Raw genomic sequence first — 13,653 nt, forward strand, 5'->3', positions numbered from 1 at the left:
TCTGAGTCTTTTTATATTCTTTCAACTGTGTGGGTAATGCGGGGAAATAAAATGCCGGGAGATTTTATAATTTCTCCAAACTGATTCTGCATTCCGTTAACTTCAAACCCAAACAGCTGAGTTCTGAAGGCAATATCTTCTCTATTCACCCCCCAGAAAAAATCGAAGTAATAGGAATCTTCGTTTATTGTGTAGGGAGGAATCTCAAAGCTAATAGTATAATCTCCTTTTTCGGAATTTCTATTATTGCTAACCATTAAGCCTGTACTCATTACAGTAAGGTCGTGGCTGTTTTTTAAAAAAAAGGAAAGATCAATATCTACATCTTCAAGTTTAGACATAAAAGTAACAATGATGCTAACTCCGGATTTAATATTTATAATGTCTCCGTTAATAGGCTTTGCCTCATAAGATTTTACCAAAATCTTGTCATTTTCAAGCTTAATGTTGTCTTCAGAATAATGGTAAAAAGATCTGATGTCACTATTCTTCTGATATTCTATAATACATCGGTTTATATCATCTCTTGCGATCATGCTTCCTTTCTCAAGTAAAATGCCGGTATTGCACAATTCTTTGATGGCTGTAATATTATGGCTTACAAACAGAATCGTTCTTCCTTCGCCTTTCGTGACATCGCCCATTTTTCCAAGACATTTTTTCTGGAATTCTGCGTCACCAACAGCCAGAACCTCATCAACGATTAGTATCTCTGATTCAAGGTGTGCTGCAACCGCAAATGCTAATCGCACATACATTCCTGAAGAATATCTTTTAACGGGAGTATCTATATATCTCTCCACTCCCGAAAAATCAACTATTTCTTCGAATTTTCGTGTAATTTCTTTTCTTGTCATCCCAAGAATAGCTCCGTTAAGGTAAACGTTTTCCCGACCCGTCATTTCCGGATGAAAACCTGTGCCTACCTCCAGAAGAGAGGCAATTCTGCCATTGGTATAAATTTTTCCGGTTGTGGGTTTTGTGACTTTGCTTAAAAGTTTCAGAAGAGTGGATTTTCCGGCTCCATTTCTTCCGATGATTCCTACGGCATCACCCTGTTCAATTTCAAAATTGATATCACGTAGAGACCATACATAATCAGATTTTCCTTTTGCGGTTCTGTCATTTGCTTCACCAATTTTTAAATAAGGATCTTCCTTCCCTCTTACTTTATGCCAAAAACGGTTAAGGTCATGAGATAGAGTTCCTGTTCCGACTTGTCCGAGACGGTATTGTTTTGATATGTTTTCTGCTTTTAGAGCGAGCATATTTTCTTATGATTAAAAATGTTAAAAAGATTTTTAAACGGTATCCATAAAGGTCTTTTCAATCTTATTGAAAATTACAATACCTACAGCCAAGAGTATAACGATGATTACTGAGCTGATTCCCAGCATTAATGGCGAAAAATCTCCAACGCCAAGCCAAGCATATTTAAAACACTCAAAGATTCCGGTTAAAGGATTATAAAGAGAAAGTTTTTTAAAACCACCAGGTAAAGCTGAGGTGGGATATATAACCGGCGTAGCATACATATATAAGCTTACTCCAAATCCCAGAAGCATTGTAAGGTCTTTATATTTCGTAGTGAGCGCTGAAAAGATCATTCCCACTCCCAAAGCAAATAATGCCATCAAAATAATTAAAAGAGGAGTTGCCAATACCCAAATGTTTGGATGTATTTCATCTTTCGATAAATAATAACACCAAGCAATGATAAAAAGTAAAAACTGTACGCCGAAACGCATAAGATTTGAGATCACAATAGATAATGGAGTAACCAATCTTGGAAAATATACTTTTCCGAAAATACTGGCGTTGCCCACAAAAGTTGAGGATGTACCTAAAAGACAGGATGAAAAATAATTCCAAAGGGTAACTCCTGCGAGATAGAAAAGCAACTGTGGCGCTCCATCAGTCGGAAGGTTGGCTATTTTTCCAAAAATAACCAAATAAACAATTGTCGTTAAAATTGGATTTATGAAAAACCAGATTGGTCCTAAAATGGTTTGCTTGAAACTGGAAACAAAGTCTCTTTTTACAAACATATAGACAAGATCTTTGTACCGCCATACTTCTTTAAGCTTTAAGTCGAATAAAGAATGCTGGGTTTCAATAGTTTCTGTCCACTTTTGCTGTGGGTCATTCATCTGTGTAAAATTTTAATGCAAATTTATACTATTTAATTGATTCCCTTTTTTATTTATTATGAATTATTATTCATTTAAATTAAGAAAATATCAACTAATATATAAATATTTGTCGTTATGAACAAAAAACTATCAGCTATAAAGCCAATAGTTTTAAAATGTATTAATTTAGCCGATTATTTACTGACTAATTTTTTCAGGTATTCTCCATAACCACTTTTTCCGTATTTGGTTGCGGTTTCGAGTAATTTTTCTTCGTTGATGAATTTATTTCTGAAAGCAATTTCTTCAATACAGCCGATTTTGAAGCCCTGTCTCTTTTCGATTACTCTTACAAATTCAGAAGCATCGTTTAAAGAATCAAAAGTTCCCGTATCCAGCCATGCTGTACCTCTGTCGAGAACACCAACTTCCAGTTTTCCTTTTTGAAGATATACGTTATTTACATCAGTGATTTCCAGTTCTCCTCTCGCGGAGGGCTGAATGTTCTTTGCAATTTCAACCACTTCATTATCGTAAAAGTATAATCCGGGAACAGCGTAATTTGATTTCGGCTGTAAAGGTTTTTCTTCTATTGAAACGGCTTTAAGATTATCGTCAAATTCTACAACGCCATATCTTTCAGGATCTGAAACGTGATACGCGAAAACAACACCTCCATCCGGATTGGTTTTGTTTTTAAGCAAAGTTCCCATTTCTGAGCCGTAAAAAATATTATCACCCAAAACCAAGGCGGCCGCATCATTTCCAATGAACTGATCTCCCAGAATAAAAGCCTGTGCAAGACCATCCGGACTTGGCTGAACCACATATTCTATATTGCATCCAATCTGAGATCCGTCTCCTAATAATTTTACAAAGCCTTCCTGATCGTGTGGCGTTGTTATAATTAAAATATCTTTAATTCCTGCTAATAGCAATGTAGAAAGAGGATAATAAATCATCGGTTTGTCGTAAACAGGCATTAACTGCTTGCTGACAGCGATGGTAAGAGGGTAGAGTCTGGTTCCGGAACCTCCGGCTAAAATGATACCTTTCATCGGTTAATCTGTGTTTAATTTTTAATGATACTGTTTTTCGTAGTATTTCTGGTAATCTCCGCTCGTTACGTGTTCCAGCCATTCTTTATTTTCAAGATACCAGTCGATGGTTTTTGCCAAACCTTCTTCAAAGGTTACAGAAGGTTTCCATCCGAGATCATAATTAAGTTTTGTAGCGTCAATAGCATATCTTTTATCATGTCCCGGTCTGTCTTTTACAAAAGTGATTAATTTTTCAGAGTAGCCTTCTTCTCTGCCTAATTTAGCATCCATTTGCTTGATTAATTCTTTTACCAAGTCGATATTCTGCCATTCGTTGAAGCCTCCGATATTATACGTTTCTCCGGTTTTGGCTTCGTTGAAGATCTGATGAATTCCTTTGGCATGATCAATAACAAATAACCAGTCTCTTGTGTATTTTCCGTCACCGTATATAGGCAAAGGTCTTTCGTTAATAATATTCGAAATACAAAGAGGAATCAGCTTTTCCGGAAAATGATTCGGACCGTAATTATTTGAGCAGTTTGAAATGATAAACGGCATTCCGTAAGTATTTCCGTAAGCTCTTACCAAATGATCTGAAGCCGCTTTTGAAGCCGAATACGGAGACTGCGGATCATAAGCTGTGGTTTCTAAGAAAAAACCTGTTTCGCCTAAACTTCCATATACTTCGTCTGTAGAAACATGGTAAAATAAGTGGGTTCTTTTTTCATCCGGAAATCTTCCGTGTGTATGATCCGGATTTAACGTCCAGAATTCCTTGCAAAGATTCAGGAGATTGGCGGTTCCGTTCACGTTGGTATTAATAAATGCCATAGGATCCGTTATGCTTCGGTCTACATGACTTTCAGCCGCTAAATGCACAACAGCATCTGGATTGTACTTTTCAAAGACTTTTCTAAGTTCTTCAGGTTTTGTAATGTCGGCTTTTTCGAAAACGTAATTAGGTTCGTTTTCGATATCCTTAAGATTTTCCAGATTTCCTGCATATGTAAGTGCATCAAGGTTGATGATCTTTGTTTCAGGATTATTTTTTACAAATTCTCTTACCACGTGCGAACCGATAAAGCCGGCTCCGCCTGTGATGATTATATTTTTCATCTGATTAATTTAAAACTGTTTTACGTCCTATACTTTTATAATAAAAACCATTCTGCTCAGGAATTTCCAGCGGATACATATTTCGTCCATCGAAAATTACCCTATTGTTCATTCTTTTTGCCATCAGTTCGAAATTCGGATTTTTGAATTCCGGCCATTCTGTGGCGATAAACAAAGCATCTGCATTGTCCAGAGCTTCGTACATGTTTTTTGCGTACTGAATTTTGTTGCCTAATATTTTTTTTACGTTGTTTTCTGCAACCGAATCATAAGCAACAATCTTTGCTCCTTTTTCCAGAAGTAACGCAATGTTGTCTAAAGAAGAAGCCTCGCGAATATCATCGGTATTCGCTTTGAAGGCTAATCCCCACATTGCGATCGTTTTTCCTTCGATATTTCCTCCGAAATACTTTTCAATCTCCGAAACAAGGATTACTTTTTGGGCAATATTTACATTTTCTGTCGCTTCTAAAATCTGAAAATTAAAATCTTCCTGCTTTCCGGATTTTATCAATGCTTTCACATCCTTCGGAAAACAGCTTCCTCCATATCCGATGCCCGGGAATAAAAACCGATGCCCGATTCTGTCGTCACTTCCCATTCCAAGCCTCACTTTGTCTACATCAGCGCCTACTTTTTCACAGTAATTGGCAATTTCATTCATGAAAGTAATTTTTACTGCCAAGAATGAATTGGCTGCGTATTTTGTGAGCTCAGAAGATTTTTCGTCCATAAAAATAATAGGAACTCCGGTGTTGGTGAATGGCTGATAAATTTTAGCCATAATTTCCTGTGCTTTTTCAGAACTTGCTCCAACAACCACTCTTGCAGGATTCATGGAATCTTCCACTGCGAAACCTTCCCTTAAAAATTCAGGATTGGAAACCACATCAAAAGGAATCTGCGTTTTTGAAGCGATAACTTCATGTACTTTATCGGCTGTTCCTACGGGAACGGTGCTTTTATTGACAATAACTTTGTATTCCGTCATCATTTCGCCAATATCGTTCGCCACTTTCAGTACATAGGAAAGATCGGCGGAACCGTCTTCTCCGGGAGGAGTCGGTAAGGCTAAATAAATAACTTCGCTCTTATCCAGAGCTTCTTTTAGATTGGTTGTGAAAAATAATCTTTCAGCCTGTATATTTCTCAGGAACATTTCTTCAAGATTCGGCTCATAGATGGGAACTACGCCGTTTTTCATACCTTCTACTTTTTTTTCATCAATATCTACACAGTATACTGAATTGCCAAGCTCTGCCAGAGTGGTTCCTGTAACCAGTCCTACATAACCTGTTCCTACAATAGTAATATTCAAAATGTATGTTTTTAAAAAATTCAACCACAAAAATACTAAAAATACCATCACGCCCGTCTTTAATTTCCGGTAAATGAGCAATACATATCCTGTTGATAATAAGATGTTTTGCTTTTTTAATAAAAATTCGTATATTTGCAGTGGATTTACGGAAAAAATGGGAAGGCCTTCGCAAGAAAGCCTTTTTTCGTACCGTACATCAGGATTTTATATATTTTATGGAGTTTAGAAAAAGAATTGAAGAATTATTACATGAATTCCTCGAGACCAGAAAAGATTTATTCCTAATCGATTTAAAGATTTCTGCGGGGGATGACATCACCGTGATTTTGGATGGTGACAACGGTGTTTCTTTACAGGACTGCCTTGATGCAAGCCGCGCGATTGAATTTAATATGGATCGGGAAGAGCATGATTTCAGCTTACAGGTAATGTCTGCGGGATTAAGCGAGCCTTTGGCAACTCCGAGACAGTTTGCAAAAAATATCGGAAGAGAAATTGAAATTTTACTGAATGACTCTACCAAAACGGAAGGCGAACTGGCAAAAGTAGATGAAGAAAAGATCACACTCATCCTGCGTTACCGCAAGCCGAAAGACATCGGTAAAGGAAAAGTGGATGTGGAGGAGGAAAAAGAAATTCCGTACTCTGAGATTAAGAAAGCATTAGTAACAATTAAATTTTAAAAGAAAAAAGAATAAATGGACAATATAGCGTTGATTGAATCCTTCGGTGATTTTAAAGACGAAAAAGGGATCAGTAAGATTGATCTTATGGCAATTATTGAAGATTCTCTGAAGACACTTTTGAGAAAAAGATATGATTCGGATGATCATTTTGATGTGATTGTAAACCCTGATAAAGGAGATTTTCAGATATTTTTAAATAAAACGATCGTGGAGGACGAAATGTCTGAAGATGATGATTTGGAAATCGAGATCTCTGAAGCTAAGAAAATTGACCCTACTTTTGAAGTGGGAGAAGATTTTACGATGGAAATTCCTGTTGCACAGTTGGGAAGAAGAAATATTCTTACCCTGAAGCAGATCTTGGCTACAAAATTGCAGGAGCACAACAATGCCATGTTGTACGAGCAGTTTAAAGACAGAATCGGGGAGATTGTAGTAGGAGAGATCCACCATATCCGTCATAAGCACGTGATTTTGCTGGATGATGAGGGGAACGAATTCATTTTGCCTAAAGAAAATCAGATTCCATCCGATTTCTTTAAAAAGGGTGAGAATATCAGAGCTATTGTTGAAACAGTAGATTTCAAAGGTTCAAAACCGCAGATTATTATTTCCAGAACTGCACCTAAATTCTTAGAAAAACTATTAGAGCTGGAAATCCCTGAAATTCAGGACGGAACTATTATGCTTAAGAAAGTAGTAAGAATTCCTGGAGAAAAGGCGAAGATTGCAGTAGATGCTTACGACGACAGAATAGATCCGGTAGGAGCTTGTGTAGGAGTAAAAGGATCCAGAATTCACGGCGTTGTAAGAGAGTTGAGAAATGAGAACATCGATGTTATTCAGTGGTCTAAAAACCCTGAGATTTTGGTGAAGAGAGCTTTAGGAAATGTTACCATCAATAAAATTGACATCAACGAGGAGCAGGAATACGCTTTAGTATACACTCCGGTTGAAGAAATTTCTAAGGTAATCGGAAAACAGGGTCAGAATATCAGACTTGCTTCTTGGTTGACAGGTTATGAGATTGATGTACACAGAGAATCCAGCGAAGATGATGATGTTGAGCTTACAGAGTTCAATGATGATATCGAGCAGTGGATTTTGGATGAATTTAAGAAAGTAGGTCTTACTACTGCAAAATCAGTTTTAGACAAGGAAACTGTAAGCTTACTGAATATGGTTGACCTTGAAGAGGAAACGATTGAAGAAGTGAAACGTATTCTGAGAGAAGAATTCGAAGATTAAGATTTGTAAATAAATTTTAATAAACAGTAAAAAAGAAATACTTTAATTTTAAGAATTAAAAAAAATAGTAAATAATATAGATGCCAAAAATTAGATTAAATAAAGCGGTTAAGGAATTCAATATTTCGATGTCCAGATTAGTAGAATTTTTACAAGCTAAGGGTATCGAGGTTGAAAGCAATCCTAACGCTCAATTAGAAGAAGCGGCATATTCTGCATTGGAGGCTGAGTTTGCCAAGGACGGCGAGCAACGTAAAGCTTCCCATGAGGTGGTAATCACGAAAGTTCCGGAAGAAAAGCTGGAAATTGAAGAAAAGAAAACCCCTGAAGTAATAAGAGCTAAAGCTAACAAACCGGAAACTAAAATTTTAGGTAAAATAGATCTAGAGCCTAAAAAGCCTGAAGCTGAAGAAGTTCCGGCTCCGAAACCGCAACCTGTGGTGGAAGAGAAAAAAGAAGAAGTTGCGCCTGCTCCTGAAGTAAAAGCAACTCCTGAAAAACAGGAATTTAAAGTTTTGGATAAAATAGATCTTTCCCAGATCGAATCCAGAAACAGACCTGTGAAAAAAGATAAACCAAAAGCGGAAGAGAAAAAAGAAGAAGAAAAACCTGTGGCTAAACCTACAGAAACTGTGAAGGAAGCTGCGCAGCCCGTTGTTGCTGAAAAACCGGTTGCAAAACCAGTTGAAGAAAAACCAGCTGAACCTGCAAAAGCAGAAGAGGAATCTCAGGAACCACAAAAAATTGAAACAGTTTATCAAAAACTTGATGGTCCTAAAATCGTTGGAGAAAAAATCGATTTAACTCAGTTTGCTCCTAAACCTGGAGCGGGAGCTAAAAAGAAAAGAAAGAGAATTGAGAAACCGGGCGGAGGAAATCAGCAGGGTGGAAACAATAATCAACAAGGAGGAAATAATCAGGGACAAGGAAACCGTCCACAAGGACAGGGAGGTCAAGGTGGAAACCGTTTTGGAAATAACCAGGGCGGACAAGGAAACCGTCCACAAGGTCAGGGTGGACAAGGAAACCGTCCTCAAGGACAGGGAGGTCAAGGTGGAAACCGTTTTGGAAATAACCAAGGCGGACAAGGAAACCGTCCTCAAGGTCAGGGTGGACAAGGTGGAAACAGAGGTGGATTCAACAGAGGCGGACAAGGAGGTAACAGACCGGGTCAAAGAACAATGCCTGTTGAATTAACGGATGAACAAGTTAAAAACCAGATCAAGGAAACCCTTGAAAAATTAACAAATAAAGGAGGTAAATCTAAATCTGCTAAGCACAGAAAAGATAAGAGAAACTTCCGTAGAGAGCAGGACGAACGTCAACAGGAAATTGATGCGGCAGACAGAACACTAAAAGTAACGGAATTCATCACGGTTGGTGAATTGGCAAGTTTAATGAATGTGTCTCCTACAGAAGTAATTTCTGCCTGTTTCTCATTAGGTGTAATGGTTACCATGAACCAAAGACTTGAAGCAGATACCTTATTGCTGGTAGCTGATGAATTTGGTTATAAAATAGAATTCTCTGATGCAGATCTTGAAGATTCAGATTCTGAAGATGAAATTGATAATGAAGAAGATCTTCTTCCAAGAGCTCCGATCGTAACGGTAATGGGTCACGTAGACCACGGTAAAACTTCATTACTGGATTACATTAGAAAAACCAATGTAATTGCTGGTGAATCAGGAGGGATTACTCAGCACATCGGTGCTTATAACGTGAAACTGGAAAATGGACAAAGAATTACATTCTTAGATACACCGGGTCACGAAGCCTTTACCGCGATGAGGGCGAGAGGTGCACAGGTTACCGATATTGCAATTATCGTAATTGCTGCGGATGATGATGTAATGCCTCAGACCAAAGAAGCAATCTCTCACGCACAGGCAGCAGGAGTTCCAATGATTATTGCAATCAATAAGGTTGATAAGCCGAATGCGAATCCTGATAACATCCGTCAGCAGCTTTCCGGAATGAATATTTTGGTAGAAGAATGGGGAGGAAATGTTCAGGCGCAGGAAATTTCAGCTAAATTTGGTAACAATGTCGATGTATTGCTTGAAAAAGTTTTATTACAGGCTGAATTACTTGAATTAAAGGCAAATCCTGATCGTGCTGCAAACGGAGTAGTTATTGAAGCTTCTCTGGATAAAGGTAGAGGTTATGTAGCAACTATGTTGGTACAAACCGGAACTTTAAGAGTTGGTGATTATGTGGTAGCTGGTAAAAACCATGGTAAAGTAAAAGCTTTGCTTGACGAAAGAGGTAAAAATCTTTCAGAAGCAGGTCCTTCAATCCCGGCAACTATTTTAGGTCTGGACGGAGCGCCAACAGCTGGAGACAAATTCCGTGTTTACGCTGATGAAAGTGAAGGTAAGGCGATTGCCAACAAGAGAGAGCAGCTTCAGAGAGAGCTTTCCATCAGAACCAAAAAACATACGACGCTTGAAGAATTGGGTAGACGTATTGCTTTAGGAGAATTCAAGGAATTGAATATTATCCTAAAAGGTGACGTGGATGGTTCGGTAGAAGCACTTTCTGATCAGTTACAGAGATTATCAACAGAAGAGATCAGCGTGAAAATCCTTCACTCAGGTGTTGGACAGATCACAGAATCTGATATCAACTTAGCGGCAGCATCTGATGCAATTATTATCGGATTCAACGTAAGAGCCGGAGCTAATGCAAAAGATCTTGCAGACCGTGAAGAAATTGAGATCAGAACCTATTCTGTAATCTACAAAGCGATTGATGAGGTAAAAGAAGCAATGGAAGGGATGCTTTCTCCTGAAATTCAGGAGCAGGTTATCGGTAATGTTGAGATTCGTGAAGTATTCAAAATTTCTAAAGTGGGAACCATTGCAGGTTGTATGGTTCTTACCGGAAAAGTTACCAGACAGTCTAAGGTACGTTTGCTAAGAGATGGTATCGTGAAATTCGATGGTGAACTTGAAAGTTTAAAACGTTTCAAAGATGATGTAAAAGAAGTAACAAAAGGTTACGAATGCGGATTGAACCTGAAAGGCTACAATGATATTGAACAGGGCGACATTCTTGAAGTTTATGAAGAAGTTGCTGTGAAGAAGAAGTTGAAGTAAAAAAGTAAGATAAAAATGGCTGGAATTTTTCAGCCATTTTTTTTAGGTAATGTACTGAAAAATAGTTGGTGAAATTCAGGATATATTTTAACGTGTTTTCTAAGTTCCTGACCGGCAATGTGTTTAGGAAACTTTGTGAGCCAGATCAGGCACATTCTCTGAATATGAACCAGACATCTCTGAGTAATGATCTCTCCGTCAGATTTATTTATGGCTTTCAAAACGCTTTTATGTCCATCTGTAGTAATGCTTTCCAGTTTTACGCACAATCGTAAAAGATTGTTTAAATCTTCCCTGATTTCTTCATAATGTTCTCCATCGGTAAAACGGATAAGCTGTGTATATCCATCAAAATCATCCTGATAAGCAATTAAACAGAACTGAGCAAAATAAGTTGCATCCATTCTTAAATTCACCTTTTTCCGTTTGATGATCTTTAAGGTAGGAGACTGCTCTAAAATGGTATAAAATGTTCTCTGCAAAGTATCTTTCGAATAACCGCTGTCTCTGCAAAGCGTTTTGTAGGTCTGCCTTTCCAATACCCATTTTTTGAACCAGATAAAACGATTTTTAATTCGTTGTTCCGTTCTGTTTTGAGTAAATAAAATCTCACAATTTTTACATTTAAATCTTTGTTTTCCCCAACGAATTACCTCTAGGCTTGAACAAGACCAACAACGTTTTTTTGCCATTTTTCAGACAAAGAAAAAGTTTTATGAAACACGTTTCATAAAACTTCCTACAAACAGCCTAACAATGAGGTTTTGATAGGATTCTACCAACTATTTTTCAGTATTATGCCTTTTTTTATAATGAGTCTGCTATATTAATGGAAACATCGGAAAACATGGTCAAATTATCTGCTATAAAACTTTTATTGAACAAAATTTAAATAGGCTCTTAAATCTTCTTAATAGTTAAAATTATTTAGAAATAAACAAAGTTCATTTAGTTTAAGAAAATTAAGATTAAAAATATCTTTTAATGTCAGTATTTACACTGCATTTTGTTTTCTTTCATAAAATAATGAAATAGCGACCATTGCTATATAAAATAAAAACAGGAAAATGATTTCTTTCGCAATTCCTCCGATTCCGCTGTTTCTTAAAATAATATCGTAATAGGCATTCAATCCCCAGTTCATCGGCGAGAATTTAGCGATGGTCTGCATAAATTCAGGCATTAAAAATATGGGAACCCAGATTCCTCCGATTGCAGCCAAAACCACCACGGAAGTCGCACCAAACGGAGCCGACTGCTCCTGAGTATTGGCAACCGTTCCTAAAAGTATGCCAAATCCGATGGCTGCCAAACCTGCAAAAATGGTCACGACAATAAGCGGAAACATTTTTCCGGTAACATCAAATTGCGGAAGATCCATATAAGGGAAAAGATAAATTCCCACAGCAACCATCAGTAAAAACTGGATGACACAGATGATGAGATACGTAAATGTTTTTCCTAAAATATGAACGAAATACGGAGTCGGGCTGATTCTTGCTCTTACGCTTGTTCCCTGACTTTTTTCTTTTACAAGGTTAATAGACAAAGGAACGACAATGAAAAATATCGCAAACAGCGCCCAAGCCGGAACATTATGCTGAACGGAATTCGGCATGATGTCTGTTTTGCCTTTTTTCGGAGTGATTTCTTTAAAGCTGATTAAATTTTTAGTTTTTCCGAGATCTTCCGTAGTTCCCAACTGATCCTGAAAGGCTTTGTAAATCTTTTTGTTCTCAATTTCAAAAACCATTTTGTTCACAGCGGTCATCACATTGTTTTTGAACCCGATATTGGTTGCCGGATCAAAATATAGATGAATATCATCAGATTTAACGGGACTTTCCCTCACAGATGTCGAGTCATTTTCAAGCCCAAATGAACTGACGATTGCCTGAACTTTAGATTCTACATTGGAATTGATATTCTTCGTTAAATTTTTCGGAATAACAATCGCCATCTGATAATCTCCTCCGAAAACTGCTTTTTCGGCAGAATCTTCCGTAAAATTGGTAAGAAGTTCGAACGTTTTACCATTTTCGAACTCTTTTTTGATGTTTTGTGAAATCTCAGATTTATCGTTATCAATAAAAATAATCGGAATTTTGGTGCCTTCCAGATTTTTAAAGGTAGAATCCTGAATTAAAGTAATGGTGATAATCAGCAGCAAAGGCATCACAAAAATTATGACAATTCCTCCGATATCTCTTTTCAGCAAAAGAATCTCCTTAATGAAACTCCGCCACAATTTATACAACAACATCTCGTAATTCTTTTCCGGTTAATGATATAAAAACGTCTTCTAAATTTTCTGCATTGGAAACCTTATTGATTAATTCTTCAGGTGTTCCCACAGCATGGATTTTCCCATGATCGATGATGGCAATTTTGGTACAGAATTCTTCCGCTTCCGAAAGGTGATGGGAAGTGTAGATGATGCACGTTCCTTTTTTATTTAAATCCAGAAGATAATCGATAATTGCTTTTTTAGACTGAACATCCACACCAACGGTCGGTTCATCCAGAAATAAAACTTTCGGGTTATGAAGGGTGCCTGCAATCAGATTACAGCGGCGCTTCATTCCTCCGGAAAACTGTTCCACTTTTTTGTCTGCAAATTTCGACAAACCCATGATTTCCAGAGATTCAGTGATCGAATTCTTTAAATTTTTGTGACTCAACCCGTAAAGACTTCCGAAAAACATTAAATTTTCTCTTGCCGTTAAAGTTGGATATAAAGCATATTCCTGCGGAACGATCCCGATGATTTGTCTCAGTTTGAACCCGTTCTTCTGTGGTGAAAGTCCGTCAATTGTAAAATGTCCGGAAGTCGGTTTTATCAATCCGGAAAGCATGGAAATCAACGTTGTTTTTCCGGCGCCGTTGGGACCGAGAATTCCGTAAATCTCGTTTTTGGCAATACTCAGCGAAATATCGTTTACAGAAAAGTCTTCTGCATTTTTATATTTTTTGTAGAGATTTTTTATTTCTATGAAATGTTCCACG

The 13,653-nt window shown here is 37.4% G+C and carries 11 protein-coding genes; 3 read left to right on the top strand and 8 right to left on the bottom strand.

Going from position 1 to position 13,653, the window contains the following annotated elements:
- Window positions 1–11 precede the first annotated feature (11 nt).
- From QWT87_RS03110 to QWT87_RS03130, 5 genes are all read right to left on the bottom strand, one after another.
- Entirely contained in the window at window positions 12–1,268 is a 1,257-nt protein-coding gene (locus tag QWT87_RS03110; RefSeq protein ID WP_302713513.1) for an ABC transporter ATP-binding protein, read from the bottom strand.
- A 33-nt stretch (window positions 1,269–1,301) separates the two neighbouring features.
- The gene (locus QWT87_RS03115; RefSeq protein ID WP_302713515.1) at window positions 1,302–2,150 is read right to left on the bottom strand and encodes an ABC transporter permease; all 849 of its coding nucleotides are present in this window, start codon (window positions 2,148–2,150) and stop codon (window positions 1,302–1,304) included.
- A gap of 176 nt (window positions 2,151–2,326) precedes the next feature.
- Window positions 2,327–3,190: a glucose-1-phosphate thymidylyltransferase RfbA gene (rfbA, locus tag QWT87_RS03120; protein WP_302713517.1), complete on the bottom strand. Its 864-nt coding sequence runs from the start codon at window positions 3,188–3,190 to the stop codon at window positions 2,327–2,329.
- Window positions 3,191–3,211: 21 nt separating this feature from the next.
- Entirely contained in the window at window positions 3,212–4,291 is a 1,080-nt protein-coding gene (gene rfbB, locus QWT87_RS03125; RefSeq protein ID WP_302713519.1) for a dTDP-glucose 4,6-dehydratase, read from the bottom strand.
- Window positions 4,292–4,295: 4 nt separating this feature from the next.
- The gene (locus QWT87_RS03130; RefSeq protein ID WP_302713520.1) at window positions 4,296–5,609 is read right to left on the bottom strand and encodes a UDP-glucose dehydrogenase family protein; all 1,314 of its coding nucleotides are present in this window, start codon (window positions 5,607–5,609) and stop codon (window positions 4,296–4,298) included.
- 218 nt (window positions 5,610–5,827) lie between these two features.
- Between QWT87_RS03130 and rimP the strand changes: the two genes are divergently transcribed.
- The 3 genes from rimP to infB all read left to right on the top strand — a co-directional run bounded on the left by rimP (window position 5,828) and on the right by infB (window position 10,647).
- Window positions 5,828–6,295, top strand: coding sequence for a ribosome assembly cofactor RimP (rimP, locus tag QWT87_RS03135; RefSeq protein WP_185207120.1), 468 nt, complete (start codon window positions 5,828–5,830; stop codon window positions 6,293–6,295).
- A gap of 15 nt (window positions 6,296–6,310) precedes the next feature.
- Window positions 6,311–7,546, top strand: coding sequence for a transcription termination factor NusA (nusA, locus tag QWT87_RS03140; protein WP_076391760.1), 1,236 nt, complete (start codon window positions 6,311–6,313; stop codon window positions 7,544–7,546).
- 80 nt (window positions 7,547–7,626) lie between these two features.
- Complete coding sequence (gene infB / locus QWT87_RS03145; RefSeq protein ID WP_302713524.1) at window positions 7,627–10,647, top strand: translation initiation factor IF-2; 3,021 nt, start codon at window positions 7,627–7,629, stop codon at window positions 10,645–10,647.
- A gap of 29 nt (window positions 10,648–10,676) precedes the next feature.
- Here the strand turns inward: infB and QWT87_RS03150 are convergent, their stop codons facing one another.
- The 3 genes from QWT87_RS03150 to QWT87_RS03160 all read right to left on the bottom strand — a co-directional run bounded on the left by QWT87_RS03150 (window position 10,677) and on the right by QWT87_RS03160 (window position 13,652).
- On the bottom strand, window positions 10,677–11,186 hold the full coding sequence (locus QWT87_RS03150; protein ID WP_302713526.1) for a transposase: 510 nt from the start codon (window positions 11,184–11,186) through the stop codon (window positions 10,677–10,679).
- A 455-nt stretch (window positions 11,187–11,641) separates the two neighbouring features.
- Window positions 11,642–12,910 (bottom strand): ABC transporter permease, encoded by a 1,269-nt coding sequence (locus QWT87_RS03155; RefSeq protein WP_302713528.1) that lies wholly within the window; start codon window positions 12,908–12,910, stop codon window positions 11,642–11,644.
- Entirely contained in the window at window positions 12,897–13,652 is a 756-nt protein-coding gene (locus tag QWT87_RS03160) for an ABC transporter ATP-binding protein (protein ID WP_302713530.1), read from the bottom strand. Before QWT87_RS03160 ends, QWT87_RS03155 begins: the two co-directional genes overlap by 14 nt.
- Window position 13,653 lies beyond the last annotated feature (1 nt).

This window comes from Chryseobacterium urinae, from assembly GCF_030518295.1.
GTDB lineage: Bacteria > Bacteroidota > Bacteroidia > Flavobacteriales > Weeksellaceae > Chryseobacterium > Chryseobacterium mucoviscidosis.